Below are 25,247 nucleotides of genomic sequence, written 5' to 3'. Positions count from 1 at the left end.
TCGCGCTTCAGCCTTTTTTCTGGGCAAACAGCGCGTCGAGGCTTTGCTCGAATGTGTGATAGTTGATGCGCTCGTACAACTCCATACGGGTCTGCATGGTGTCGACCACATTCTTCTGTGTGCCATCGCGGCGGATGGCGGTGTAAACGTTTTCCGCCGCCTTGTTCATCGCGCGGAACGCCGACAGTGGGTAAAGCACAAGTGACACATCGGCGCTGGCCAGCTCGTCGGTGGTGTACAGCGGCGTCGAGCCGAACTCGGTGATGTTCGCCAAAATCGGCGCCTTTACCTTCTCAGCGAAGAGTTTGTACATCGACAGCTCAGTAATGGCTTCCGGGAACACCATATCGGCACCGGCTTCGACGCAGGCCTGGGCGCGTTCCAGTGCAGATTCCAGCCCCTCGACCGCCAGCGCATCGGTACGCGCCATGATCACGAAGCTGTCATCGGTACGCGCATCGACCGCCGCCTTGATCCGATCGACCATTTCCTGCTGCGAGACGATTTCCTTGTTCGGGCGATGCCCGCAGCGCTTGGCGCCGACCTGGTCTTCGATGTGAATCGCCGCCGCGCCGAATTTGATCATCGACTTGACGGTGCGCGCCACGTTGAACGCCGAGGAACCGAAGCCGGTATCGACATCCACCAACAACGGCAGATCGCAGACATCGGTGATGCGGCGCACATCGGTGAGCACATCATCCAGCCCGCTGATGCCGAGGTCAGGCAAACCGAGCGAACCGGCTGCGACGCCACCTCCCGACAGGTAAATCGCCTTGAAACCGGCACGCTTGGCCAGAAGCGCATGGTTGGCGTTAATCGCGCCGACTACCTGCAGGGGATGCTCGCTAGCCACCGCATCACGGAAACGCTGGCCGGGGGTAGAAAGTGTCATGCCTCACCTCTTGTTTGTGGTGTCTGTTCCTGAGCGGCCTGATAGTGGCGCTCGATGTTGCGCTTGGATGCGCAGATGTGACGACGCATCAGCAACTCGGCCAGCTCGCCGTCGCGGTCGGCGATCGCGTCGAGGATCCGATGGTGTTCGGCGAATGCCTGACGCGGGCGATTCGGTGTCGCTGAAAATTGGATGCGGTACATACGCACGAGCTGATACAGCTCGCCGCACAACATCTGGGTCAGGGTTCGATTGCCGCTGCCCTGAATGATCCGGTAATGGAAATCGAAGTCGCCTTCCTGCTGGTAGTAACCGACCCCAGCCTGAAACGCCTCGTCGCGCTCGTGGGTGTCCAACACCCGACGCAGCTCGTCGATTTCAGTTTCACTCATACGCTCGGCCGCGAGCCGGCAGGCCATGCCTTCCAGCGATTCGCGAATCTCGTAAAGCTCAATCAGCTCGGCATGATTGAGCGAAACCACACGAGCGCCAACATGCGGCACGCGAACCAATAGCTTTTGCCCTTCGAGCCGATGTATCGCCTCGCGCAGCGGGCCGCGGCTAATACCGTATGTACGCGCAAGCTCGGGCTCCGAGATCTTGCTGCCTGGGGCGATATCACCCTTGACGATTGCAGCCTGGATCAGTCGAAAAACGTGTTCCGAGAGCGTTCCATTGTCAACCTGAGCCGGGGACGAGATATCTATAGTATCGAGCATTATTGTTGACACTTTCAGTGGCAGTGCACGAAATCTACGCCTCAAACACTCGAAGGGTCAATGATACGAAGGTAGATTGTCGACAGTTAACAAGCAGCACTTAATCGCCAAAGGAGGCAATGCAGCAATACACAATGGTGCAAGCCTAGTCGCGACCCCTTAAAGTGCCATGCTAGAATGCGCCGCATTATTGCAGCGGCTGGCGCTCGTCTCGCCGCGCTCATCAAGCTCATGGGCCGCCGTTACGCCCATGCTTTCCGACTCGACTACACCTGGATCTATGAGCGTCAAATCTAATCTTCTGCTGCTCTGCCTGCTGGCTTCTCCCTTATTCGTCCATGCCGATGAGAAAACCGTCTACGGTCTGAATGAACATGTTGCGCTGCCTGAATTTGGGCTTGAGGTGCAGGCGAAGCTCGATACGGGCGCGCAGACCGCCTCGATCAGCGCGCGTGATATCGAGCGTTTCAAACACAACGGGAAAGAATGGGTCCGCTTCTATCTTGCAATTGATGAGGCCCACCAACGCCCCATCGAGCTGCCATTGCAGCGCATCAGCAAGATCAAGCGTCGCGCCGGAGACTTCGATCCGGAAGAAGAAAAAACCTACACACCACGTCCTGTTGTCAAGCTCGATCTATGCATGGGCAAGGCTAAACGCAGCATTGAAGTGAACCTCACGGACCGAAGTGCATTCCAATACCCACTTTTAATCGGTTCCGTTGCCCTTACTCGCTTCGGCGCCCTGGTTGACCCAAGCCTTACTTACGCCGCTGGCAAGCCCGGCTGCATTATCGAATCCGACGCTGACGAGTAACCCATGCGCGCTCTAACCCTGCACCTGAAAGTACTGATTTTTATACTCGTCACGCTGGGCATCGCGATCACCGCGTACCAGATTTTCATTCTCGGCATCCCGGTTACCGAAGACGAAACCGATGATCTGTGGAATATCGACGCCAAAGTCGAATTTCAGGCCAGTGCACGTGAACCGGTAAAGCTGCAGATGTATGTGCCGCCGTTGAATCAGGAATTCGTCAGCCTCAACGAGAGCTTCATTTCCAACAACTACGGCGTGAGCATCAACCGTGCCGACGGCAACCGTCGGGTGACCTGGTCAGCGCGGCGCGTCAATGGCAACCAGACCCTCTACTACCGCTTGGTACTTACAAAACGCTATAGCGGTGAACAGACCAAGGCCACCGGACCGATCTTCCGTGACAGCATTCCGGTCGAGGGTGCCGAAAAAATTGCCGCCGAAGCGCTGCTTTCACCGATCCGCCAGCATTCGGCCGATGTCGAGACCTTCATCAGCGAAGCCATCAAGCGTGTCAGCAATGCCAACGACGACAACGTAAAGCTGTTGCTCGGTGGCGACAGCGCGACCGCGAACAAGGCACGCGTGGTGGAGCTTCTGTTGTCTATCGCGCACGTCCCGATGGAGCGCGTTCATACTGTGCGGTTGTCGCCAGACGTAGCGCAAACGCCGGAGCTCTGGCTGCGCAGCTTCAACGGTGACAAGTGGCTGTACTTCAATCCGGAAACCGGTGAACAAGGCTTGCCGGAGGACCGTCTGGTCTGGTGGACCGGTGATGAGCCGCTACTGAATCTTGAAGGCGGACGCAATCCGCAGGTGACATTCACGCTTAACAGCAGCGAGATGAACGCCATCCGCCTGGCAAAACTGACCGACGAAAATACCGACGCGGATTTCCTCGAATACTCGCTATACGGCCTACCGCTGCAGACCCAACAGACCTACCAGATCATGATCATGATCCCGATCGGCGTGCTGGTGATCCTGATCCTGCGTAATCTCGGCGGCCTGCAGACATTGGGCACTTTCACGCCGGTACTGATCGCCCTGGCCTTCCGCGAAACTCAGATCGGCTTCGGCATCATTCTGTTCACCTTGATCACCGCACTCGGCTTGTCCCTGCGTTCGTATCTGGAACATCTCAAATTACAGATGCTGCCGCGCCTCTCGGTAGTGCTGACCTTCGTCGTAGTACTGATTGCCGTGATCAGCCTGTTCAGCCATAAGCTCGGCCTCGAACGTGGGTTGTCTGTGTCGCTGTTCCCGATGGTGATCCTGACCATGACCATCGAGCGCCTGTCCATCACCTGGGAAGAACGCGGCGGCGGCCATGCCTTCAAAGTCGCGGTCGGCACCTTGATTGCCGCGAGCCTGGCCTTCCTGCTGATGAACATCCAGGAGCTGACCTATTTCATATTCACGTTCCCAGCGGTGCTGTTGATCATGGTGGGCTTCATGCTGGCGATGGGTCGCTACCGCGGCTATCGCCTGACCGAGCTGTTCCGTTTCAAAGCCTTTCTGAAGGATTGAGCCATGTTCGGTCTGATCAAGACGTGGAAGGCCCTCGAAGCCAAGGGCATCATGGGCATCAACCGCCGCAATGCGGACTACGTGCTCAAGTACAACAAGCGCAACCTCTATCCGATCGTCGATGACAAGATCATTACCAAGGAGCGGGCCATAGAGGCCGGCATCGATGTCCCGAAGATGTATGGCGTCATCGAGACCGAGAAGGACATCGACAAGCTCAAGGATATCGTCAAGGATCATGACGACTTCGTGGTCAAGCCGGCGCAGGGCGCCGGTGGCGACGGCATTCTCGTAATCGCCGATCGCTTCGAGGGCCGCTACCGGACGGTCTCCGGAAAAATCATCACACACGAAGAGATCGAGCATCAGATCTCCAATATCCTCACCGGCCTTTATTCGCTTGGCGGACATCGCGACCGTGCGTTGATCGAATACCGCGTGACGCCAGATCCGATCTTCAAAAGCATCAGCTACGAAGGCGTGCCGGATATCCGCATCATCGTGCTGATGGGCTATCCGGTCATGGCCATGCTGCGGCTGCCGACACGGCAATCCGGCGGTAAGGCCAACCTCCACCAAGGCGCGATTGGTGTCGGCGTGGATCTGGCGACCGGCATCACCCTGCGCGGCACTTGGCTGAACAACAAGATCACCAAGCATCCCGATACCACCAACGCCGTAGACGGCGTGCAGTTGCCCAACTGGGACGGCTTCATGAAGCTCGCCGCCGGTTGCTACGAGCTGTGCGGTCTCGGCTATATCGGCGTCGATATGGTTCTTGATGAGGAAAAGGGACCACTGATCCTCGAACTCAACGCACGCCCGGGCTTGAACATCCAGATCGCCAATGACTGCGGCCTGACCCATCGGGCGCATGCAGTGGAAAACCGAATCGAGGAACTCAAGGAAAAAGGCATCCAGGAAACGCCTGAAGAGCGAGTGCGATTCGCCCAAGAGCTCTTCGGCCACATTCCGGCCCACGCGTGATTCAGGCTCGGCCAAACGGCCGAGCCCCTCTCAGATCGAAACACTTGAATGCTCCTCTGCACGGTACACGCCCTTCCGTATCAGCCTGATCCAGGCAATTGGTTCGAGCACATTCGCCATGCGCCCGGAGCGGTACTGCTCGACTCAGGACGACCGGTTGCCGAGCGCGGCCGTTATGACCTGTTGAGCGCTTGGCCAATGGACCTGCTGGAGCCCGACGCGACAGAAAGCGGCGCCGCCTTCTTCGTACGCCTTCGCGGCGCCTTGCGATCGCTCGGCGAAGCGGAAGTACCGGCAGATGTTGAGCTTCCTTTCGCAGGCGGCCTGCTGGGCTTTCTTAGCTATGACTTCGGCACGCGGCTGGAGCGGCTCCCTGCGACCGCCATGCAGGATTTGCAGTTGCCTGTCGCGCGGTTCGGCCTGTACGCCTGGGCGCTGATCAATGATCACCACCGCCAAGCGACCCATCTGGTTTTTCACCCGAAGCTTGGCGATGCCGACCGGACTCGTCTGATCGAGCTGTTTGAATCCGAGCGGCAGCCAGCGGATGGTTTCTTCAGCCTTTCCTCGACCTTTACCGAAGACCTGGAGCCTGCCGAATACCAGTGCGCCATCGAACGTATCCAGCAATATATTCAGGCTGGCGACTGTTATCAGGTCAACTTCGCGCAGCGCTTCCGCGCGCCCTGCGAAGGTGATGCCTGGCAGGCCTATCGAGCTCTGCGCGCCGCCTGTCCAACACCCTATTCCGGCTTTGTGACCTTGGACAATGGCGCAATCGTCAGCCTGTCCCCCGAACGCTTTCTGCGCCTCGCCGACGGCACTGTTGAAACCCGACCCATTAAGGGCACGCGTCCTCGTCGGCACGATCCGCAGGCCGACCAGGCCGAAGCCCAGGTACTGCTTGCGAGCGAGAAGGATCGTGCGGAAAACCTGATGATTGTCGACTTGCTACGCAACGATCTCGGCCGCAGCTGCGAAATCGGCAGCGTAAGGGTCCCCGAATTGTTCTCACTGGAGAGCTATCCGAACGTCCATCACTTGGTCAGTAGCGTTACCGGTACCCTGGCCGCCGGCAAAGACGCATTGGACCTGTTGGCAGGCAGCTTTCCAGGCGGATCGATAACCGGTGCGCCGAAAATCCGCGCCATGCAGATCATCGATGAGCTTGAAGCCACCCGCCGTTCGATCTACTGCGGCTCGTTGCTTTATCTCGACGTGCGGGGCGAAATGGACAGTTCGATCGCCATCCGTACGCTCCTGATAAGCGACGGGCAGGCAAGCTGCTGGGGCGGCGGAGGAATTGTCGCGGATTCGGACTGGCAGGCTGAATACCAGGAATCGATGGATAAGGTTGAAATCTTGATGAAAGCGCTTGAATCAGCCTTTTTCGAATTGTCGTAGGGGGATTTGAAGAAATTTCTCTTCATGCATGCGCCCTACCCAAGGCAAGCGTTTTGCGAACTTGCCAATACGTACCCACGAGAGAGACCGCACGGTTACGCGACTCCGCTCCATTTATAGAAGGAACGCTATGCCCAGCCTGAACCGCATCATTCTGATCAATACCCACCTTCAGGGTGTGGTAGAGCTGGTCGTGGACGGTCATACCAACATTTGTGGAACCAACGCCTCCGGTAAAACCACCCTACAGCGCCTGGTCCCGGTGTTCTATGGCGAGTATCCGAGCCGCGTCGTGCCGGCCACGCGTGACAGCTTCGAGCGTTGGTATCTGCCTACCGAGCAGAGCTTCATTATTTACGAGTACCAGCGCATGGATGGCGAGTTGTGCCAGGCGGTGCTGGCCGCCAGCAGCGACGGCAAGGGCGTGGACTACCGCCTGGTGCACAAGGCGTTTGACCTCGACGATTACACCAAGAGCCGCCAGGGCGATAGCATCACCTGCCTGAACATGGCCGAGTTGGGCCGCCACTTCAAACAGATGGGCGTGGCCACCACCAACCAGCTTAATACCCGCCAGTACCGCGCCATTATCCAGAACGACCGCAGTCTGCTCGCCGCCGATACCCAGCGCAGCGATCTGCGCACCTGGGCCCGGCAGTTCTCGCTGTGCGCCAACGAACATTCCCTGCGCCATATCGAAAAACTGGTGCGCGCGGTGCACTCACGTGAAGGCAAGATGGAAACCATCAAGTCGATGGTCGCAGCCATTCTCGAAGAAGACGGCGTAGCCCCGCCGACCACCCACCTCAACCCCCAGCGGGTCGAGGACTGGATTCGTGACAGCCAGCTGATCCAAGGCTTCGACGCGATTCGCCCGGAATTCGCCCGACTTGAGCGCGACCATCAGGATCTGCAGAGCTGCGAGGCGCGTCTGAGCGGCCTGCTGCTGGCCTACCGCACCGACCAGCCAGTGCTGTTCGCCCGTCAGGAGGACTTAAAAAACACTCTGGAGCAGGCCGGCTTTGCCCTCAAGGCGCTGGAAGAAAAATGGCGTGACGAGCGCGACGAGCTCACTCTCGATCTGTCTCAGGCCCAGGGCACGATCGACAGCAGCGAAACCCAACTCACTCATATCGAAGAGCAGTACCAGACTTATCTCGACGCCAACATCGATCAAGCCAAAGCCGATCTGGAGAAGCTCGATGGCTGGAAGCTCGAACTGAACCACCTCAAGGAACGCCTGCGCCTGCTCACGGAGCAGCACGCCGACGTACACAACGCGTATCTTGAGCGCAAACAGGAAATCCAGGAGCAGCAGCAGGAAGCCCTGGATCGCCTGCATGGCCAGGAAAGCCACCTGCGCGATGAACTGGCCGCACGCAACCAGCAGCAGAATAGCGCCCTCAGCCAGTTGGAAAAGTCCTTCGGCAACCGCCAGCAGGAAACCGACGCCAGCTTTCGCGAGCAGAAGCACGCCGTGCAGCTTGAACAGCGGAGCCTGGAACAACAAATCGCCAGCTTCAGCTACACCGAGGAAGAAGCCCTCAGCCTGAACATCTTCGACTGCCGCCTCGAAGAGGCGGAAATCAAACGCGAGGCAGCCAGCCAGGCGCTGGATACTCTCAGCCAGCAGGAACGTCAGTTGCTGCGCCAGCGCGAGGACGGCAGCCAGCAGCTCAACCAAGCCGCGCGCCGCGTGGCCGAGCGTCAACGCGAACGGGGTGAAGCCGAACAACTGCTCTACCCACGCCAACACACCCTTCTGGAATTCTTGCGTCGCGAGCAACCCGGCTGGGAACTGCAATTGGGCAAGGTCATCGAACCGACCCTGCTGCAACGCACCGACCTGAAGCCGACGCTCGGCGAGACATCAATCGATAGCCTGTATGGCCTGCATCTTGATCTCGCCATGCTGGAAACGCCGGAGCATGCGGCCAGCGAGGCCGAGCTACGCCACCGCGTGCAGCTGGCTGAAGACAATCTGCAGGATGCGCAGAATCAACATCAGCAGGCGGAGCAGCAGTTGGCAGAAACCAGCAACGCGCTGGACGAACTCAACACCCGGCTGGTGATCGCTCGCACCGAACTGCAAAACCGCAAGAACGACCATCAGCGCTTGAAGGAAGAGCGCGCAACGCTCAAGCAGCGCCTGGACGCCGCCCTCGCCGACCGCCGCTTGCAGGCGAAAAAGCAGCTCGGCGATTTGGGTAATACGCTCAAGCAACTGCAGCTGGAACAGGACAACCTCCTCGAAGAATTGGAAACGCAGTTCCAGGAAGCGCGGATGGAAACCCTGGCCCACTGGCAGCAGGTGATCGGCGAGCTTGAACAGCGCCTGGCCCTGCTCAAGACGCAACTGACCGAACAGCGCAACAAGGCCAAGGCCGAGCTGGCCGCCTGCGAGCAGTGGTACCAGAACGAACTGAAATCCCGTGGTGTCGACGAAGCCCAGCTGATCCAGTTGAAAACCGACCTGCGCGCGCTGGACCAGCGCATCAAGAACACCGAGGCGCGCCGCGCCGAAGTCAGTCGCTACCAGGAGTGGTACGCACTGAGCTGGCTAAAACTCAAACCCAGGCTGCAGGAAGAGCTGACCCGCCAGAAAGTGCTGGCCTCCGAACTCAAGCTGCGTCTGGATACCGCCACTGGCCAGTTCAAGTCCAACCGGGAAAAATTCGAACAGCAGAAGAAACAAACCCTGCAGGCCTTGAGCATTCTCGGCGAACATCTGGACAGCCTGAAAACCCTGCTGCGTCGCCTGGGCGAACTCAAACTGCCGCGCGAAGGCACACTGGCCGAAGGCGAGCTCGACGAGCGCCTGCGCCTGGGTCAGGAACTGCTGCATGGCCGAGACGCCCTGCTCGGCGCCATCAAGCAGCACGTCGAGCGCTTCGATACCTTGATCGCCAGCAAATCCGGCTCCAGCCTAGCCGAAACCTGGGAGCGCAGCCGCGAAGAATGCACCCTGATCAACGAACGTGGTATTCCCGGCCTGGATTACCGCCGCTTGGTACCAGCGCTGGACGAACTGCTCAACAAGCTGGTGCCGCAAAGCCTAAACGGGCTGCGCGAACAGGGACGAATCTTTGGCAACGAGCTGTACAACTTCTTTGACATTCTTGCCGACATCGACAAACGCATCGCTAGCCAGAGCGCGCGCATCACCCGCGAAGTCAGCGAGGATCTCATCCTTGATGGCGTTTCCAATTCAGCGGTGACCATCCGCTCACGCATCACCGAACTGGAGTTCTGGCCGGAACTGCGCGCATTCGCCCGGGCCTACCTCGCCTGGGAAGAGACCGGCTTCGCCGAGCTACCCAACGACGAGTACACCGGCAGCATGCGCCGCGCCTTGGAAATACTGGGCCGCTCAGCACTGAACAGCGGTATCGCCGGCCTGCTGGAAATCGAACTGCGTTTGCGCGAAGGCAAAAGCGATCTGGTCATCCGCACCGACCGCCAGCTCAACGAATCCTCCAGCCACGGCATGGCCTATCTGATCCTCTGCAAGTTCCTGCTGGCCTTCACCCGCCTGCTACGCGGCAGCGCGCCGGCAGTGGTCCACTGGCCGATCGACGAGCTAGGCACGCTGCACCACGGCAACGTGAAGAAAATCTTCGACGCCTGCGACGGCAACGCCATCCGTATCCTCGGTGCCTTTCCCAACCCGGATTCCGAGGTGCTGTCGCTGTTCGCCAACCGCTACATCGTCAACAGGCAGACCCGCCAGCTACAGGTGGTCAAGCCCCGCCTGGATGTGATCGGCGAGCGACTCAAAGCGCGCATGACCGAGGAGACGGCCTAAATGTTATCCAGCAAAGGCAATGTGATCGAACAGCTGCTGCAAGGCGCATTCATCTGTCGCACCAGCAACGAGGAGGCCTGGCGGTTCCTGAAAACCCCGGCCAACCGTGAGCAGGTGGACGACTACCTGAGCACCCTCAACCGTACGGTAGCGACGGTCGGTGGCAGTGCGGATGGTGACGTATTCTTCTGCGGCTACCGCCATCTGGGCGACGCCGAGCGGCGTGTCGTCAGCCAGCAGTTTCGCGACATCTGCAATGCCCTCACCCCACTGACGGAATGGCTGGTGCTGGTACAGGAAGCCAGCGCCCAGGATGCCCCGCTCACCGAGGGCAGCCCGATCCGCCTCAATGAACTGCAAAGCATCGTCGAGGACACACCGGCCTTTCGCGAACAGCTGAATCGCATCAGCCATTACGCCCTGTTTCGCTCCACCAGCAGCAACGTGGATGCGCAGATCAAGCAGGTATTCAAGAAGCTCTGCGAGCTCGGCTATCTGCTGCGCCCTAATCCCGAAAAGCAAATTTATCTGGGCACCGGCAAGCTGGATTACTTATATGAAGTCATTCGCTTCATTGACGAGGCCGAAGGCCTGGCACTAGAGGAGCGCGCCGAAGCGTCCAGCCAGGGCAATCTGATATGAGCAACAACCTGCATCAGGCCGGCTTGCGCTTCCTGCGCCAGCTCGGACGGCACGCGGAACCAATCATGGATGCCTACCTCGCCGGCTCGGTGACCGACCAGAGCCTGGAATCTGGGGTACAGGAACGCCTGATCAAGGACGGTATTCTCTATCGTCCGGAGCCCGGAGCCGATCTACACCTGCGTCGCGCCGTGCGCGCCTTGCTCGAAGAGGCGCTGCGCGACGACCGTAACCGCCAGATCGACGCTAACACCGGCTCGACTCTGGCGACCTTCAAGACCCTGGCCGCGCACTACAAGGAAGCCCGCCACCAAGGCGATTTCCCTGCCGCGGATGCGTATCTGGCCGACTTGCGCGAGCACGTCTATAGCTTCAGCGAAGGCCTGAGCCATAGCATTCGTGTGCTTTGGAGCCGGATCAACAACGAGTTCGGTTACGTTGGCAGCCTTGGCGCGAAGATCCGCGAGAACGAACTGGCTCAGTCGCAAGTCAGTGAGCTGCTCAATGGCCTGGAAATGATCGACTTCCATGAACTGGCCGAGACTGCTGGCGACCTGCGCGAGCTGCGCCGTCTTCTTGTAGCCAGCCTGCAACGCAGCGTTAGTGCCTGCTCTCAGGAGCTGAGCATCGTCCAGGGTCGCTTGCTGGAACTGCTCGGTCGCTTTCGCAAGATCCAGGGCCGCACGCTGCTTCTCAAGGGCTGGTTGCTGCATCGCGAGCAGCAACCCGATTATCAGGTCGGCAATCACACGGCTCATACGCAGCTGCCGCAGCTGTTCAATCTCGCCCAGGCCTCGCTGAGTCCGGCTGCGGTGGACATCCATGCCAGCAACCATGAAGCCGAGCTGCTAGCCCTGCTGGCGCAGATCAAGGCCCAGCAGCAGGCAGAGCGCCAGCTGAGCCCGCTACCGGAAGCAGAGGAACTGCAACTGCAGGAGACGGAAAGCTTCGAGGTGCAGGCCAACCCTATCCAGGAAGCGGTGCAGGACTACCTCTGCCACGTGATCGAAAGCGGCCATCCGGTCACCGCCCTCGCCTGGCATGAACGACAGGCTCTACCCTGGGAAAGGGAGTCCTGGCTATACCAGGTAATCGGCGGCTACGAAGCCCTACCCGCCGACCAGAAAGCCCATTTCGAGCTGGATTTGCAGGGCGAATCTCACCCGGTCTTCAGCGGCAACTACATCGTGCGGGACATTGCCCTGTGGCTAGCCTAGGCAAACGCCATCTCGACGCCGTTCACCGTGCGGTACTCAACCAGTTACCTGCGGTGCCACTCAGCGCAACCTGGCAGGACATCCGCCGCTATGCCGAAATCGGCAAGCCGCGCGGCGGCAAACTGCGCTTGAATGACGCCGATTACGAGGCACTGCGCACATTATTTCGCAGGATCGAGAATTGGGATCCGATAACGCCACCGCCTGCCGGCAGCCGCACGGAGATCGCTCGCCAGCTCAGAGATGACAAGCTCGGGTCAGAGCGCCCGGGCGATAACTTCGTATTGGTCAAGGGCAACCTGCCCGCGCCGCTGCCGAAGTTGCCTATGGAGCTCAGCTTGCGGGTGCCGCTGGAAGCCCTGCCCCTCGCACAGGTCCGCAACCTCGTGTTGGTGGAGAACCTGGACAGCTTTGACCATTGGCAGGACTACCGCACCCCGGAAGCGCTCAACGATGCATTGGTGTTGTACCGCGGCCACGGCGGGCTGGCTCGCGGCGCGCGAAAGCTGATCGCACGATTGCCCGAGTCGGTGAGTCTGCATGTCTTTCCCGATTTCGATCCGGCGGGTCTGGCGATCGCTGTCAGCACGCCAGCTCGTGGCCTGCTGGTTCCGGCGCTCAGCAACGTACTTTTGGAAAAAAGTCACCGCGACCATTTCGAGCGCCAGTATCGCCAGAGTAAACATCTGGACCAGCTGCAACTGGATGGCTGGCAGCCGGCCTGGCAGGCAATGCGCGAGCAACGGCTCAGCATCAAGCAGCAGCACATGTTGGCATTCGATGCACCGCTGCAGCTAGTGATCCGCTAGCCACATCATGCGTGGCTGGCGAAAACACTGGTGCGGGCTGTGTAGCGTGACAATGGCGAGCATTGAAGTGGGCTAAGCCTGCCGCTGGCCTACCCTACTCTTACAGCGTCAGCGTGCGATTCGACGCCTTGATAAATTCCTGCTTAAGCGCCTCGAATGTATGCACTGCCGGAAACTGCGGGAACTCGCGGATGACATTGTCCGGCGCGTGGAAAAGGATGCCGGCATGCGCTTCGGAGAGCATCGTGGTGTCGTTGTATGAATCACCAGCGGCAATGACGCGGTAGTACAGGCTTTTCAGCGCAATCACAGACTGGCGTTTTGGATCTTTCTGACGCAGTTGGTAATCGACGACGCGACCCGACTCGTCAGTGATCAAGCGATGGCAAAGCAGCGTCGGGAAGCCCAGCTGACGCATCAGCGGCTGTGAAAATTCGTAGAACGTATCCGAGAGAATCACGACCTGGAAACGCTCACGCAGCCAGTCGACGAATTCGATAGCACCTTCCAATGGCTTCAAGGTGCTGATGACGGCCTGGATGTCCGATAGTTTCAAGCCGTGCTCGTCGAGAATGCGCAGCCGCTGCTTCATCAGTACGTCATAGTCCGGAATGTCCCGCGTGGTCGCCCGGAGCGATTCGATTCCAGTGGCCTCGGCAAAGGCGATCCAGATTTCCGGAACCAGCACACCTTCCAGGTCGAGACAGGCTATTTCCACGGGCCACTCCTCAAAGTAGAAAAAAATTGAAGCGGCACTCTAACGGCAGTCGCCATGGGACGCAACGCAGCACTTATTCCCTAAACAGTGGTAGATCCGCTTCAAACGTTATTTAGAGTCATAAAGCCAGTTTGTTAACATCCGCGACCAGCAGAGCGCGCCAAGCGCCAACCAAGGAAGCCGCCTGATGAGCCAATCTATTGATGTAGCCGAGCTGGCAGCCGCCTATGCCAGCAAATCCCCACAGGAAATTCTCAAGCTCGCCTTCGATCTGTTCGGCGACGATCTCTGGATCTCGTTCAGTGGCGCTGAAGACGTAGTGCTGGTGGATATGGCCTGGAAACTGAACAAGAACGTCAAGGTATTCAGTCTGGATACCGGTCGCCTGCACGGCGAAACCTACCGGTTTATCGAACAGGTTCGGGAGCATTACGGCATTCCGATCCAGATCATGACACCGGACCCTAAACTGCTCGAGCCGATGGTCAACGAAAAAGGTCTGTTCAGTTTCTACCGCGACGGCCATGGCGAATGCTGCGGCATCCGCAAGATCGAGCCGCTGCGGCGCAAGCTTTCCGGCGTCCGCGCCTGGGCCACCGGCCAGCGTCGCGATCAGAGCCCCGGCACGCGTAGCCAGGTATCGGTGCTCGAAATCGACAGCGCGTTCTCAACGCCCGAGCACACGCTATACAAGTTCAATCCTTTGGCGCAGATGACCAGCGAGGAAGTCTGGGGTTATATCCGCATGTTGGAAGTGCCCTACAACAGCCTGCACGAGCGCGGCTTCATCAGCATCGGTTGTGAGCCCTGCACACGCCCCGTGCTGCCGAACCAGCACGAACGCGAGGGCCGTTGGTGGTGGGAAGAGTCCACGCAGAAAGAATGTGGCCTGCATGCCGGTAACTTGATCGCTAAAGCGTAATTGAACACCGATAAACACCGCTGAAGGCTGGAAGCGAAACGTATACGGCAGCGACACCGATGATGTCGCTTATAGACTCACTTGATCTCGTTCAGCTTCCAGCACCTTCTCGCCTCGCTTGTTCACCCTTTAGAAAGTCGGTAGCTCAACGTCTTGGAATAATTCATCCAGTTCAACTTTATTGCGGCATTGCACCGCCTTTTCGAGCATCTCCCTATCGAGATGCGGCGCGAAGGTTTCGATGAAATCGCACATGAACCCGCGCAGGAATGTCCCGCGACGAAAGCCGATCTTAGTGACACTGGCTTCGAACAGATCGCTGGCGTCGAGCACTACCAAGTCTGGATCGAGCTTCGCATCGACCGCCATTCGCGCGACGATTCCGACACCCAAGCCCAGGCGCACGTAGGTCTTGATGACGTCGGCATCTGCAGCGGTGAACACGACCTTTGGCGAAAGTCCTCTGTGGTTGAAAGCCTCGTCCAGCTTAGAACGCCCGGTAAAGCCAAATACGTAAGTTACGATTGGGTGTTCCGCCAACGCTTCGAGGGTGAGCTTTTCCAGCTTCGCCAGTGGGTGACCCTGCGGCACCACAACGCAGCGGTTCCAGCGATAGCACGGCATCATTACCAAATCACCAAACAGCTCCAGCCCCTCGGTAGCGATGGCGAAATCTACGGTTCCGTCAGCAGCCATCTCCGCGATCTGCATCGGCGTGCCCTGGTGCATATGCAGGGAGACGTCCGGGTATTGCTTGATGAATGCGCTGATTACCTGCGGCAATGCGTAGCGAGCCTGGGTATGTGTCGTCGCGATGCTCAGCGTGCCGCGTTTTTCGTTGGAAAACTCCTGAGCGATTTGCTTGATGCTTTCGCATTTGCGGAGAATTTCGCCAGCGGTGGTAATGATTCGCTCGCCGGCCGGAGTGACCCTGGTCAGATGCTTACCGCTGCGGGCGAAGACCTCGACCCCTAACTCATCTTCCAGTAGTCGAATCTGCTTGCTGATGCCGGGCTGGGACGTGAACAGGCTTTGCGCCGTTGCCGAGACATTGAGGTCATGATGCGCTACCTCCCAGATGTAACGCAGTTGCTGAAGCTTCATAGAGATCCCTCAAAAGGCTAATGGCGCCTGACATCACTACTTTTATAACTTTCTGCACCAGAAGGTCAGAATTCTAGGGCATTTCCCTATGTACCGCCTGTCAGCGATTAGGGTCGCGGTAGCCGCATTGCAATATTTGTGAACCAGGATTATCGAGCGCATCCGGAGATGCCCCGCTTGGCCTTCGTTCCAATCGCATCCTTGGCTTTAAGCCGCCAGCGCGCAATGATCTAGTGGCCCCGCTTGAGCTTAGCAGCCCGGCAAAAAACCACTACTACCCGAATGCCCGGCCGGCGGCCGGTAAAGCACACATTCATTATGTGATCGCCCTAGCTTTCCACCCGCGCGGAAATAAAGCGTAGCGCCTGATATAGCGCCTCGGTTTTCGGCATCGCAAAACCGGCATTCCCGGCGGCAGCCAGCGGAGCGGCATAGATGGCGTCGAGCTCCATCGGTCGACCATGCGCATGGTCGTGGTACATGCTCGGCAGGTAGTTGGGCAGGTGATCGGTGGACATCATCATTCGGTCCACAAGCACGTCAGGCAACGGATAGCCACAAGCCGTCGCCGCCCCGCAGGCTTCCAGCATGATCGCCCTGACCAGCGCTCGACTGTCCGGGTTGGCCATCAACGGCGCCGTGCCGGCACCCAACACGACTGAAAGGCCGTTGTACGGCATGTTCCACACCAGTTTCTGCCAGCGCGCCTGAGCCAGATTGGCGGCCGCATTGGAGTCGATACCGGCCGCGCGAAACATCGCCACGCCCTCGTCGACCAGAGCTTGCTGTTGCTCCGGTATTTTTGCCGAACCCGAGTGGTAACCAAGATTGATCCCACCAAGCGCCTGATGCTCGACGACACCCAACGCCGAGCGGTGCACGCAAATGAAACAGAGGCCGCCCAGCAGATGAAGGTTTTTCGGCATCACCTGACGCAGGTCGTCTTCGACTCCCAAGCCGTTCTGTAACACCACCACCTTTGCATCATGCGCAGCCGTTTCAACGATTAAGGGCGCAAGCTCGGGATTACTCGTGCTTTTCGCCCCAACCAACAGCCAATCGCATTTGGGCATATCGCCAGCACTGCGATAGGCCTGCACGGCATCCAGATGCAACGAGCCGTGCACTGCACTGTTTATCTGCAGACCATGCTCCAGCACCGTCTCGTATTCACTGCGCAGCAAAAAATGGACGTCATAGCCGGCACGGGCGAGCATCACCCCGTAAAAACCTCCGATGGCACCGGTGCCGATGATTCCGATTCGTGGACGAGGTGCGGTCATGCAAGAACTCCAGCTACAGGTAAGGTATTGCGCCACCGAATAGCGCGTGTAAATCATCACCTTATCAGCGTCCCGAAGCAGAGCCCAGTCGCTGCGATCGGTTGTCCTCGGCGCTAGAAGGTGTTGAGGCGCACTAAGTACCGCTTCAAGGTCATTGTCGAGGCGACGCAATACGCGATAAGGTTCCGCTTCCCCGCTGCGCCCCCTAAGCCCTGCTCCGCCGCACCGGGATGGCTGGCGGACGGCATCCGTGACCCTGACGAGTAACACGATGGCTGATTTACCGATCGATGACCTTAACGTTTCCTCCAACGAGACCCTGATCACGCCGGAGCAGTTGAAACGCGAAATCCCGCTGACCGCCTCCGCATTGAAAACCGTCTCGGAAGGACGTCAGGTGGTACGCGACATTCTCGACGGCAAGGATCATCGCCTGTTCGTCGTGGTGGGCCCCTGCTCGATTCATGATCTCAAGGCCGCGCATGAATACGCCGAGCGCCTCAAACTTCTGGCCAGCAAGGTATCCGACAGTCTGTTTCTGGTCATGCGGGTTTATTTCGAGAAGCCGCGGACTACGGTCGGTTGGAAAGGCCTGATCAACGACCCATACATGGACGATTCATTCAAGATTCAGGATGGCCTACATATTGGTCGGAAGCTGCTGCTCGACTTGGCTGAGATGGGTTTGCCAACGGCCACCGAAGCACTCGACCCGATTTCACCCCAGTACCTGCAAGATTTGATCAGCTGGTCGGCGATCGGCGCGCGCACCACCGAATCCCAGACACATCGCGAGATGGCGTCTGGTCTGTCTTCAGCGGTGGGTTTCAAGAACGGTACCGATGGCAGCCTGACCGTCGCGATCAATGCGCTGCAATCCGTTTCCAGCCCGCACCGTTTCCTCGGTATAAACCAATCGGGCGGCGTCTCCATCGTCACCACGAAGGGCAACGCCTACGGCCATGTGGTGCTGCGTGGAGGCAATGGCAAGCCCAACTACGATTCGGTCAGCGTGGCCGTGTGCGAACAGGAACTGAACCGGGCAGGCATCAGCCCCAACATCATGGTCGATTGCAGCCACGCCAACTCCAACAAGGACCCAGCGCTACAACCGCTGGTCATGGATAACGTGGCCAACCAGATCCTAGAGGGCAACAACTCCATCGTCGGACTGATGGTTGAAAGTCATTTAGGGTGGGGCAGTCAATCGATCCCCAAGGACCTGACGGACCTCAAGTATGGAGTGTCGATCACCGATGCTTGCATCGACTGGGAAGCAACAGAGAAAGCTATTCTGGGCATGCACACCAAGCTGAAGGACGTACTGCCCAAACGCGCCCGCAGTTAAATGAGTAAAACGCCGCTTGCCGGCGTTTTTTTATTCCTTACCGGAAGCGTCCAACGAATTGCCCTGCCGTTCGATATAACGCTCGACGTACGAGCAAGACGGAATCACCGTATAGCCCTCACGCGCGGCGTAATCCAGCGCATGCTGGGTTAGCACCGCGGCAACGCCACGACCGCGGAGTGCGTCAGGCACGAACGTCCGGTAGATATCCAGGGTTTGCTTACCCAGATCGACATAGGCCAGATAGGCGCGATAACCGTCCATGGTGGTCTCGAATTGATGGCCCGCCCGATCATGGTGGATGGTTAGCTTGTCGCTCATCTCGCCTCCTTTGCAGGCTCGCCCTGCCCTGTCATCGTCGTGAGAGGGTTCATGCGGAGTCCGCACCCACCTCGTTTCTTGTTAGTTGGACAGCGCATGCTACCGCCATGCAAGACATGGCTACAATTGCTTTGGAGTTTGTACTGCGTCGCGGTCAGCGCTATTGACGATACATTACTCAGTTGCCGTAGCGTTTGGCAAAGTGCAACTTTCAGCCCTGACATCGGTCCATGTAACGAGTGCAACGGCTGGCTTTGATTGTTTTTCAACCAACTTAGCCAGATGGGTGCCGAAACAGAAATGAGCTTGCAGAAAAATTGTGGTAGCTGCTGCTTGCCTCCGTTTACTTAGCGCAACTTATCGGTAGTATGTGCGCGCCAACTTTCCATAACGGAAGTTGCCATGGATTTCATCCTTAAGGGGAACACGATGAACAACGTTCTGAAATTTTCTGCTCTGGCTTTCGCCGCAGTTCTGGCTACTGGTTGCAGCAACAGCATGACCAAAGAAAGCGAAGCCCGTCTGACCGCGACTGAAGACGCCGCTGCCCGTGCTCAGGCTCGTGCTGACGAAGCGTACAGCAAGGCCGACGAGGCTATGCAAGCTGCTCAGAAGGCTCAGCAGACTGCTGATGAAGCCAATGAGCGTGCACTGCGTATGCTGGAACGCGCCAGCCGCAAGTAAGCTTCAGGCGAAAAAAAGCCGACCTGCAACCAGGTCGGCTTTTTTATGGGTAACTGGTTAACAACAACCCAATCGATTCAAGCAATTCAGAAGATCGGCTCTTCGTGGCTGCTGGCCAGCGCTTGACCCTGTTCGGCAATCTGAATTGGCAAACCGTCTTCGCCTGCGATGATCTCGCGAACCATCTCCCAATCCAGTTGCAGTGCGCCAGCGGCCTCGTCACGCTTCAGCAGTGTATTGATTACCACTGCGTGCTTGTCCATGAGCGTCATATGCCCATCCTCATCTTCCAGCGGCGTATGGGCCTCCAGATACACCTTGCCTTGACTGACACCGAACTTGTACGGCTCATCAATGATCCGCACCTGAGTACCGACCTTGACTAGCCCGGACAGCTCCAACACGTTGTGATTGAGCATGCGAAAACAACCGTGACTAACACGCATGCCGATGCCGAATTTCTTGTTCGAACCGTGGATGAGATATCCCGGCAGCGCCAGGCTCATCTTGTACGGGCCCAGCGGGTTATCCGGCCCTGGCGGAACGACCTTCGGCAGCGGATCGCCTTCGGCGGCATGCTCATCACGAATCGACTGCGGCGGATACCAGGCCGGATTGCTGGTCATGGCCGAAATACGGGTCGCGCCCACCGGCGACCCCCAGCCTTCGCGACCTATTCCTAGCGGAAAGGTATGAACGACACCCTTGCCTGCCGGGTAGTAATACAGACGGTACTCAGCGAGATTGATCACAATGCCTTCACGCGGTCCCGGCGGCAGAATGAAACGCGTCGGCAGAATGATGTCGGTGCCCTCGCCCGGCAACCAGGGATCCACACCTGGATTGGCCGCGATGAGTTCCAGATAGCCGAGGTCATGCGTCTCGCCTAACGCTGCGAAAGTGTCCTCGTACTTGGCCTTGATGACCTGAATCTGGCCGACCACGTCTTCGCCGTCCGGAGGTAACGGCAACTCAAGAGCCGCGCACGGTCCGGCCAACAGCAAAGCAGCGAATGACACACAAGAGGCGACTGCAGACGCACGCGAGAGCATTCAGGACTTCCTTGGGAAATGGGTGATCGGTGTTGCTGACGATTGTACTCGAAGGGACAGCAGCAGCCGAGCTACCAGGCGCTGATGGCAGACGGAAGGCCTTTGCGCTGCGAACTGAGCGCCTCACGGCATGCCGTACAGAGTCGCCGGTCCTTGAGCACCGAGCGTTCCAGATCTTGCCAGTGCGGCTGCGCAGGCAAGAAACCGCCGCAAAGCGTGCGATCGACCTGGCCGCTCAATTCAAGTTGCCGCAGCGCCAGATGCAGCCGATTCTCGCGGCAGGCGAACAGATCGAACTGCTCGTCCGGAACGATGAGGCGATAGGCAAAAAGGGTCCAGGCTGGGCGCGGCATCTGAGGCTCCGATCGAGGGTCGCGACAGTAGCCGCGCGCACGCTTCAAAGCAAGGGTTCGAGCACCGTCCAGGCGTTGTCCAGCAGCCGTTGCTGCGCGCCGGCCACGGGATGTACACCATCGGCCTGCATCATCCCTGCAACGCCTCCTACACCTTCGAGAAAAAACGGCACGTAGGGCAGCTCTTCGTCTTCTGCAAGCGAATCGAATGCGTTGGCAAACGCCGTCGTGTAGCGCTGCCCCAGATTCGGCGGCAAGCGCATACCGAGCAGCAGAACCCTGGCGCCGGCCTGGCGCGACTGCTCAACCATCGCCGCAAGATTCTGTTTCAATTGCGCCGGCGACTGGCCACGCAATCCGTCATTGCCTCCAAGCTCCAGAATTACCACCTCCGGCTCGTGCTCATCGAGCAACGTGGGCAGCCTGGAAAGCCCACCGGCAGTGGTGTCGCCACTGATCGACGCGTTCACCACCTCATAGTCCAGCGTCTCTGCATCGAGGCGTTGCTGGAGTAAATGCACCCACCCCTGGCTGGTTTCCAGCCCGAAAGCCGCACTGATACTATCCCCGACCACCAGTACCGTCCCCGCCGAGGCTCCCTGAGCCCAGCACAACAGCACCAAAACCCCACCTTTTAGCCACTTTCGCATCGGAATCTCCATGAGCGCCAGCATTCTCTATGCCCGGAACCTTAGCAAAGCGGTACCCAGCGCGGAAGGCGAGCTGGCGATACTCGACGACGTATCCCTGAGCCTCGACAAAGGAGACAGCCTGGCCATTGTCGGTACCTCCGGTTCCGGCAAGTCGACCCTGCTCGGCCTGCTGGCTGGCCTGGATCTACCCAGCTCCGGCGAAGTGCATCTGGCCGGTCATCTGCTCGGCGAGCTGGATGAAGACCAGCGGGCGCGGGTGCGCGCTGAGCATGTCGGCTTCGTTTTTCAATCATTCCAATTACTCGACAGTCTCAATGCGCTGGAGAACGTCATGCTGCCACTCGAGCTGCATGGCCGCCGCGATGCGCAGGCGAAGGCCAGCGAGCTGCTCGAACGAGTCGGACTGGGTGCTCGCCTGCATCACTATCCCCGACAGCTATCCGGCGGCGAGCAGCAGCGCGTCGCCGTCGCCCGCGCATTCGCCGCCGAACCCGAGGTGCTGTTTGCCGACGAGCCGACCGGCAATCTCGATAGTCACACCGGTGCAAACATCACCGAGTTGCTTTTCGAATTGAACCGAGAGCGCGGCACCACACTGGTATTGGTGACCCATGACGAACGCTTGGCCCAGCGCTGTCAGCATCTGCTCCGCCTGGAAGGCGGTCGCCAGCTGTGCGACGAGCAAGCCCGATGAAGCACGCGCCTATCAGCCGGCTGGCTGCTCTGGCGCTGCGCCAGCTGTTGCGTGACGCTCGCGGCGGAGAGCTTCGCGTCCTGTTCTTCGCGCTGTTGATCGCGGTAGCGGCAAGCACCGCCATTGGCTATTTCGGCGCGCGCCTGAACGATGCCATGCTGCTGCGCGCCACCGAATTCCTCGGGGCCGACCTGGTATTGCGCGGCAGCGCGCGCGCCGAATCAGAACAGATCGAAGCGGGCACCCGCCTACAGCTCGACCACGCTCGGGCGGTGGAATTTTCCAGCGTCATCGCGACCGATGACAACCTGCAGCTGGCAAGCGTCAAGGCGGCCGACAGCAACTACCCGCTGCGTGGTGAACTGCGCAGCGCAGCCGCACCTTATCAGCCTGAACAACCCGGACCGGGACCGCAACCAGGCGAGGCCTGGGCAGAGGCACGACTGTTCGCCGCGCTGGATTTGCGGATCGGCGATCGTATCTACGTGGGCAACAAGCAATTGCAGTTGACCCGCGTACTGACCTACGAGCCGGATCGTGTGGGTGATTTCTACAGCCTGACGCCACGCGTACTGATGCACCTCGACGATCTCGACGCGACCGGCGTGGTTCAGCCCGGTAGCCGTGTCCGCTATCGCGAGCTTTGGCGCGGTTCGGCGGAGCAGCTGGAAGCCTATGAGCAGGCAATCAAACCCGAGCTGCAGCCGCATCAGCGCATCGAGACGGCCAAAGATGGCAATCGTCAAATCGGCGGTGCATTGGGACGCGCCGAGCGCTACCTGAACCTGGCCAGCCTTGCCGCCGTGTTGCTCGCAGGCGTTGCGGTAGCGCTGTCAGCCGCTCGCTTCGCCGCGCGTCGCTTCGATGCCAGCGCCCTGCTGCGCTGCCTGGGGCTATCACGGCGCGAGGCGCTGATGCTTTACACGCTGCAGCTTGGTTATCTTGGTGTGGTTGCAAGCGCCGCGGGTGCCTTGCTGGGCTGGGCGGCGCAACATGGTCTGTTTTTCCTGCTGCGTGAGCTAGTCGTCAGTGAAGTACCGCCGGCGACTCTCTGGCCAGCTCTGGCGGGTATTGCCACTGGGTTGGTAGCGCTGGCCGGCTTCGCGTTGCCACCGCTGGCTGCACTCGGGCGCGTACCGCCTCTTCGGGTGCTGCGGCGCGACATGCTGCCGGTGCCACCGAGCTCCTGGCTGGTTTACGGCGCGGCCGTGGTGGCCCTTGGGCTGATCATGTGGCGCCTGAGCCTGGACCTGAAAATCACCCTCGCGCTGCTCGGTGGGGGTCTGCTCGCTACGCTGATACTCGGTGGGCTGCTGTTGCTCGCGTTGCAGGGGCTGCGCCGAACGCTTTCGGGCGCATCCCTGAGTTGGCGTCTCGGGCTCGGGCAGTTGCTCCGTCACCCCTTGGCGGCGGCTGGTCAGTCCCTGGCCTTCGGCCTGATTTTGCTGGCCATGGCACTGATCGCACTGCTGCGCGGCGAACTGCTCGACACCTGGCAGAACCAGCTTCCTGACGACGCTCCCAACCACTTCGTATTGAACGTTCTGCCAGCCGATCGCGATGCATTCGCCGAACGCATCGCGACCCTCTCGGATCACGCCGCACCTTTGTATCCCGTTGTGCCGGGCCGCCTGGTCGCGATCAATGGCGAGCCGGTGCGCCAGCTTGTCAGCAAGGAAAGCCAGGGCGAGCGAGCGATTCGCAGAGATCTAAGCCTGACGTGGGCAAGCGACCTGCCCTCCGATAATCGCCTGACCGCCGGCCACTGGTGGAATGGTGAACGCGGCGAGCTGCCCGGCGTATCGGTGGAAGCGGAGCTGGCGGAAAGCCTTCAGGTCGAGCTGGGCGACCGGCTCAGCTTCACCGTCGGCGGCCTTACCCGTGACGTCAGCGTGACGAGCCTGCGCGAGGTGAATTGGGATAGTTTTCAGCCCAACTTTTACATGATCTTCGAGCCTCAAACACTGCAAGACGTACCGGCCACATACATGACTAGCTTCCATCTCCCGGACGGCAAGGATCGCGAGCTGGTGCGGCTGGCGCGAGATTTCCCCTCGGCAACCATATTGCAGGTCGAGGCGTTACTCAGTCAGCTGCGCAGCATTCTGGCGCAGGTCTCGCTGGCGGTGGAGTATGTGCTGATGTTCGTGCTGGCGGCAGGATTGGCCGTATTGTTCGCAGGATTGCAGGCGACCCTAGACGAACGTATCCATCAAGGCGCGCTGCTACGAGCGCTGGGTGCCGAGCGCAAGCTGTTGCTCAGGGCCAGGCGTGCTGAGTTCGGCGTGCTCGGCGCAGCCAGCGGCTTACTTGCCGCACTGGGCTGCGAGCTTGTCAGCGCCCTGCTCTATCATTTTGCGTTCGACTTGCGCTGGCAACCTCATCCCTGGCTTCTGTTGTTGCCATTGATCGGCGCGCTGCTGGTCGGTTCGGCCGGTGTGATTGGCACGCGTCGAGCGCTCAATGCCAGTCCGCTCAACGTGCTCCGCGAAGGCTGAGCGCGCTGCTTCTAAAATGTGCCGTCTCCTTGCTGATCTGGATCTTTCATGAGCCGTTATCGCCCACCTCGCCCTGCCGGAACCCCACTGATCACGCCAGAGGGCGAGGCGCGACTACGAGCCGAACTCCACGAACTCTGGCATGTGCGACGACCACAGGTGACGCAGTCCGTCAGCGAAGCGGCAGCGCAAGGTGATCGCTCCGAAAATGCGGAATGCGGGAAAGAACCCCTAATTCCATACTATTGCTATTTAACCTATTGATAATTAACACTTATATAATAGTATGCTGAATCAGGGACATACTATTACTGCCCATCACCCTCAATCAACAATGCCTGAACATCTTCCCTCAATGGTATGCTTTCCATCGAAAGCGCAACAACCTCTTTCGCCGACAGTCGGTTCCAGTCGAAGTGTCCATTGAGATAAAGTTGAGAAAAAAGGGCCTCAAAGGGAGATGATTGGATCTCAGGCGGCAAAGACCGAGTCTTACTTAATTTATAGTCATTATCTTCAACATACTGAATATAATCACCAACAAACTTTGAAAAACAATGCCTTGAAATATATTCTGGAATTCTTTCCTTATGAATATACATAACAGCTTTTTGCGCTCCATTAAAAAAAGTGAAGAATATATTATTTGGGGAATAGTTTTCTGCCAAATGACTCAAGAGTGCAGAAAGCACATTTGACTGATCAACTCTTAGCCTGAACTCCTTTTCGATAAAACAAACAAGGGAAACTCTGAAGAAGACTTCCAGATTTTGGCAAAATACCCGGATTCCA

At 58.8% G+C, this 25,247-nt stretch carries 23 protein-coding genes and 1 pseudogene; 14 read left to right on the top strand and 10 right to left on the bottom strand.

All coding sequences use genetic code 11. From position 1 onward, the window contains the following. Window positions 1-7: 7 nt before the first annotated feature. Both prpB and AC2LD7_RS18645 read right to left on the bottom strand, forming a co-directional pair. Window positions 8-895 carry a methylisocitrate lyase gene (gene prpB / locus AC2LD7_RS18650; protein ID WP_484599186.1) on the bottom strand — a complete coding sequence of 296 codons (888 nt, stop codon included), beginning with the start codon at window positions 893-895 and terminating at the stop codon, window positions 8-10. Beyond that, complete coding sequence (locus tag AC2LD7_RS18645) at window positions 892-1,614, bottom strand: GntR family transcriptional regulator (protein ID WP_484599185.1); 723 nt, start codon at window positions 1,612-1,614, stop codon at window positions 892-894. The genes prpB and AC2LD7_RS18645 overlap by 4 nt, the downstream gene beginning before the upstream one ends. Before the next feature lie 280 nt (window positions 1,615-1,894). Here AC2LD7_RS18645 and rloA point away from each other — a divergent pair, with 280 nt between their 5' ends. The 8 genes from rloA (at window position 1,895) to AC2LD7_RS18605 (ending at window position 12,825) form a co-directional block, all read left to right on the top strand. Next, on the top strand, window positions 1,895-2,431 hold the full coding sequence (gene rloA, locus AC2LD7_RS18640) for a retropepsin-like aspartic peptidase RloA (RefSeq protein WP_484599184.1): 537 nt from the start codon (window positions 1,895-1,897) through the stop codon (window positions 2,429-2,431). Window positions 2,432-2,434: 3 nt separating this feature from the next. Then, window positions 2,435-3,961, top strand: a complete 1,527-nt coding sequence (gene rloB / locus AC2LD7_RS18635) for an osmotic stress tolerance membrane protein RloB (RefSeq protein ID WP_484599183.1) — start codon at window positions 2,435-2,437, stop codon at window positions 3,959-3,961. 3 nt (window positions 3,962-3,964) lie between these two features. After that, complete coding sequence (locus tag AC2LD7_RS18630; protein WP_484599182.1) at window positions 3,965-4,948, top strand: alpha-L-glutamate ligase-like protein; 984 nt, start codon at window positions 3,965-3,967, stop codon at window positions 4,946-4,948. Between the two features lie 48 nt (window positions 4,949-4,996). Then, window positions 4,997-6,352 carry an aminodeoxychorismate synthase component I gene (gene pabB, locus AC2LD7_RS18625; RefSeq protein WP_484599181.1) on the top strand — a complete coding sequence of 452 codons (1,356 nt, stop codon included), beginning with the start codon at window positions 4,997-4,999 and terminating at the stop codon, window positions 6,350-6,352. Window positions 6,353-6,482: 130 nt separating this feature from the next. Beyond that, window positions 6,483-10,157, top strand: coding sequence for an ATP-binding protein (locus tag AC2LD7_RS18620; protein WP_484599180.1), 3,675 nt, complete (start codon window positions 6,483-6,485; stop codon window positions 10,155-10,157). Next, window positions 10,158-10,799 (top strand): hypothetical protein, encoded by a 642-nt coding sequence (locus tag AC2LD7_RS18615; protein ID WP_484599179.1) that lies wholly within the window; start codon window positions 10,158-10,160, stop codon window positions 10,797-10,799. Continuing rightward, a complete protein-coding gene (locus AC2LD7_RS18610) occupies window positions 10,796-12,016 on the top strand; it encodes a phosphoenolpyruvate carboxylase (RefSeq protein WP_484599178.1) in 1,221 nt (406 codons plus the stop codon). Before AC2LD7_RS18615 ends, AC2LD7_RS18610 begins: the two co-directional genes overlap by 4 nt. Continuing rightward, the gene (locus tag AC2LD7_RS18605; RefSeq protein WP_484599177.1) at window positions 12,004-12,825 is read left to right on the top strand and encodes a DUF7281 domain-containing protein; all 822 of its coding nucleotides are present in this window, start codon (window positions 12,004-12,006) and stop codon (window positions 12,823-12,825) included. Before AC2LD7_RS18610 ends, AC2LD7_RS18605 begins: the two co-directional genes overlap by 13 nt. Window positions 12,826-12,925: 100 nt before the next feature. Here the strand turns inward: AC2LD7_RS18605 and thrH are convergent, their stop codons facing one another. After that, window positions 12,926-13,543: a bifunctional phosphoserine phosphatase/homoserine phosphotransferase ThrH gene (gene thrH, locus AC2LD7_RS18600; RefSeq protein ID WP_484599176.1), complete on the bottom strand. Its 618-nt coding sequence runs from the start codon at window positions 13,541-13,543 to the stop codon at window positions 12,926-12,928. A 187-nt stretch (window positions 13,544-13,730) separates the two neighbouring features. Between thrH and AC2LD7_RS18595 the strand changes: the two genes are divergently transcribed. Beyond that, window positions 13,731-14,465 carry a phosphoadenylyl-sulfate reductase gene (locus tag AC2LD7_RS18595; RefSeq protein ID WP_484599175.1) on the top strand — a complete coding sequence of 245 codons (735 nt, stop codon included), beginning with the start codon at window positions 13,731-13,733 and terminating at the stop codon, window positions 14,463-14,465. Window positions 14,466-14,594: 129 nt separating this feature from the next. Here AC2LD7_RS18595 and cysB read toward each other — a convergent pair whose 3' ends face one another. After that, complete coding sequence (gene cysB / locus AC2LD7_RS18590) at window positions 14,595-15,569, bottom strand: HTH-type transcriptional regulator CysB (RefSeq protein ID WP_484599174.1); 975 nt, start codon at window positions 15,567-15,569, stop codon at window positions 14,595-14,597. A 329-nt stretch (window positions 15,570-15,898) separates the two neighbouring features. Next, a complete protein-coding gene (locus AC2LD7_RS18585) occupies window positions 15,899-16,852 on the bottom strand; it encodes a putative 2-dehydropantoate 2-reductase (protein WP_484599173.1) in 954 nt (317 codons plus the stop codon). A 271-nt stretch (window positions 16,853-17,123) separates the two neighbouring features. Here AC2LD7_RS18585 and AC2LD7_RS18580 point away from each other — a divergent pair, with 271 nt between their 5' ends. Further along, window positions 17,124-18,200, top strand: coding sequence for a 3-deoxy-7-phosphoheptulonate synthase (locus AC2LD7_RS18580; protein WP_484599172.1), 1,077 nt, complete (start codon window positions 17,124-17,126; stop codon window positions 18,198-18,200). 30 nt (window positions 18,201-18,230) lie between these two features. On the opposite strand, the gene AC2LD7_RS18575 is transcribed toward AC2LD7_RS18580, so the two are convergent. After that, entirely contained in the window at window positions 18,231-18,521 is a 291-nt protein-coding gene (locus AC2LD7_RS18575) for a GNAT family N-acetyltransferase (RefSeq protein WP_484599171.1), read from the bottom strand. Window positions 18,522-18,950: 429 nt separating this feature from the next. On the opposite strand from AC2LD7_RS18575, the gene AC2LD7_RS18570 reads away from it, so the two are divergent. After that, window positions 18,951-19,205 (top strand): Lpp/OprI family alanine-zipper lipoprotein, encoded by a 255-nt coding sequence (locus AC2LD7_RS18570; protein ID WP_025241419.1) that lies wholly within the window; start codon window positions 18,951-18,953, stop codon window positions 19,203-19,205. Between the two features lie 86 nt (window positions 19,206-19,291). Here the strand turns inward: AC2LD7_RS18570 and AC2LD7_RS18565 are convergent, their stop codons facing one another. The 3 genes from AC2LD7_RS18565 to AC2LD7_RS18555 form a co-directional block, all read right to left on the bottom strand. Next, the gene (locus tag AC2LD7_RS18565; protein WP_484599170.1) at window positions 19,292-20,257 is read right to left on the bottom strand and encodes a L,D-transpeptidase family protein; all 966 of its coding nucleotides are present in this window, start codon (window positions 20,255-20,257) and stop codon (window positions 19,292-19,294) included. A 71-nt stretch (window positions 20,258-20,328) separates the two neighbouring features. Beyond that, on the bottom strand, window positions 20,329-20,610 hold the full coding sequence (locus AC2LD7_RS18560) for a hypothetical protein (protein ID WP_484599169.1): 282 nt from the start codon (window positions 20,608-20,610) through the stop codon (window positions 20,329-20,331). A 44-nt stretch (window positions 20,611-20,654) separates the two neighbouring features. Then, a complete protein-coding gene (locus AC2LD7_RS18555; RefSeq protein WP_484599168.1) occupies window positions 20,655-21,260 on the bottom strand; it encodes an arylesterase in 606 nt (201 codons plus the stop codon). A 10-nt stretch (window positions 21,261-21,270) separates the two neighbouring features. Between AC2LD7_RS18555 and AC2LD7_RS18550 the strand changes: the two genes are divergently transcribed. From AC2LD7_RS18550 to AC2LD7_RS18540, 3 genes and pseudogenes are all read left to right on the top strand, one after another. Beyond that, a complete protein-coding gene (locus AC2LD7_RS18550) occupies window positions 21,271-21,957 on the top strand; it encodes an ABC transporter ATP-binding protein (RefSeq protein WP_484599167.1) in 687 nt (228 codons plus the stop codon). Then, a complete protein-coding gene (locus tag AC2LD7_RS18545; RefSeq protein WP_484599166.1) occupies window positions 21,954-24,455 on the top strand; it encodes an ABC transporter permease in 2,502 nt (833 codons plus the stop codon). Before AC2LD7_RS18550 ends, AC2LD7_RS18545 begins: the two co-directional genes overlap by 4 nt. A 48-nt stretch (window positions 24,456-24,503) precedes the next feature. After that, a pseudogene (locus tag AC2LD7_RS18540) lies at window positions 24,504-24,671 on the top strand (transcription elongation factor GreB); the annotation flags it as partial. A 92-nt stretch (window positions 24,672-24,763) separates the two neighbouring features. On the opposite strand, the gene AC2LD7_RS18535 reads toward AC2LD7_RS18540, so the two are convergent. Then, on the bottom strand, window positions 24,764-25,247 hold a 484-nt coding region (locus AC2LD7_RS18535; protein WP_484599165.1), incomplete at its 5' end, for a hypothetical protein.

The organism is Stutzerimonas sp., assembly GCF_982611455.1.
The sequence above is the reverse complement of the archived record's forward strand: the minus strand, read 5'-3'. Positions and strand labels throughout refer to the sequence as shown.

What these genes read in the sequence shown, in the direction of transcription:
- AC2LD7_RS18565 (WP_484599170.1), bottom strand. Translation starts at nt 20,257, where the DNA reads ATGCTCTCGCGTGCGTCTGCAGTCGCCTCTTGTGTGTCATTCGCTGCT.
- AC2LD7_RS18585 (WP_484599173.1), bottom strand. Translation starts at nt 16,852, where the DNA reads ATGACCGCACCTCGTCCACGAATCGGAATCATCGGCACCGGTGCCATC.
- cysB (WP_484599174.1), bottom strand. Translation starts at nt 15,569, where the DNA reads ATGAAGCTTCAGCAACTGCGTTACATCTGGGAGGTAGCGCATCATGAC.
- AC2LD7_RS18595 (WP_484599175.1), top strand. Translation starts at nt 13,731, where the DNA reads ATGAGCCAATCTATTGATGTAGCCGAGCTGGCAGCCGCCTATGCCAGC.
- prpB (WP_484599186.1), bottom strand. Translation starts at nt 895, where the DNA reads ATGACACTTTCTACCCCCGGCCAGCGTTTCCGTGATGCGGTGGCTAGC.
- AC2LD7_RS18615 (WP_484599179.1), top strand. Translation starts at nt 10,158, where the DNA reads ATGTTATCCAGCAAAGGCAATGTGATCGAACAGCTGCTGCAAGGCGCA.
- AC2LD7_RS18570 (WP_025241419.1), top strand. Translation starts at nt 18,951, where the DNA reads ATGAACAACGTTCTGAAATTTTCTGCTCTGGCTTTCGCCGCAGTTCTG.
- rloA (WP_484599184.1), top strand. Translation starts at nt 1,895, where the DNA reads ATGAGCGTCAAATCTAATCTTCTGCTGCTCTGCCTGCTGGCTTCTCCC.
- AC2LD7_RS18560 (WP_484599169.1), bottom strand. Translation starts at nt 20,610, where the DNA reads ATGCCGCGCCCAGCCTGGACCCTTTTTGCCTATCGCCTCATCGTTCCG.
- AC2LD7_RS18550 (WP_484599167.1), top strand. Translation starts at nt 21,271, where the DNA reads ATGAGCGCCAGCATTCTCTATGCCCGGAACCTTAGCAAAGCGGTACCC.
- AC2LD7_RS18555 (WP_484599168.1), bottom strand. Translation starts at nt 21,260, where the DNA reads ATGCGAAAGTGGCTAAAAGGTGGGGTTTTGGTGCTGTTGTGCTGGGCT.
- AC2LD7_RS18575 (WP_484599171.1), bottom strand. Translation starts at nt 18,521, where the DNA reads ATGAGCGACAAGCTAACCATCCACCATGATCGGGCGGGCCATCAATTC.
- AC2LD7_RS18580 (WP_484599172.1), top strand. Translation starts at nt 17,124, where the DNA reads ATGGCTGATTTACCGATCGATGACCTTAACGTTTCCTCCAACGAGACC.
- AC2LD7_RS18610 (WP_484599178.1), top strand. Translation starts at nt 10,796, where the DNA reads ATGAGCAACAACCTGCATCAGGCCGGCTTGCGCTTCCTGCGCCAGCTC.
- AC2LD7_RS18645 (WP_484599185.1), bottom strand. Translation starts at nt 1,614, where the DNA reads ATGCTCGATACTATAGATATCTCGTCCCCGGCTCAGGTTGACAATGGA.
- AC2LD7_RS18620 (WP_484599180.1), top strand. Translation starts at nt 6,483, where the DNA reads ATGCCCAGCCTGAACCGCATCATTCTGATCAATACCCACCTTCAGGGT.
- AC2LD7_RS18630 (WP_484599182.1), top strand. Translation starts at nt 3,965, where the DNA reads ATGTTCGGTCTGATCAAGACGTGGAAGGCCCTCGAAGCCAAGGGCATC.
- AC2LD7_RS18545 (WP_484599166.1), top strand. Translation starts at nt 21,954, where the DNA reads ATGAAGCACGCGCCTATCAGCCGGCTGGCTGCTCTGGCGCTGCGCCAG.
- pabB (WP_484599181.1), top strand. Translation starts at nt 4,997, where the DNA reads ATGCTCCTCTGCACGGTACACGCCCTTCCGTATCAGCCTGATCCAGGC.
- rloB (WP_484599183.1), top strand. Translation starts at nt 2,435, where the DNA reads ATGCGCGCTCTAACCCTGCACCTGAAAGTACTGATTTTTATACTCGTC.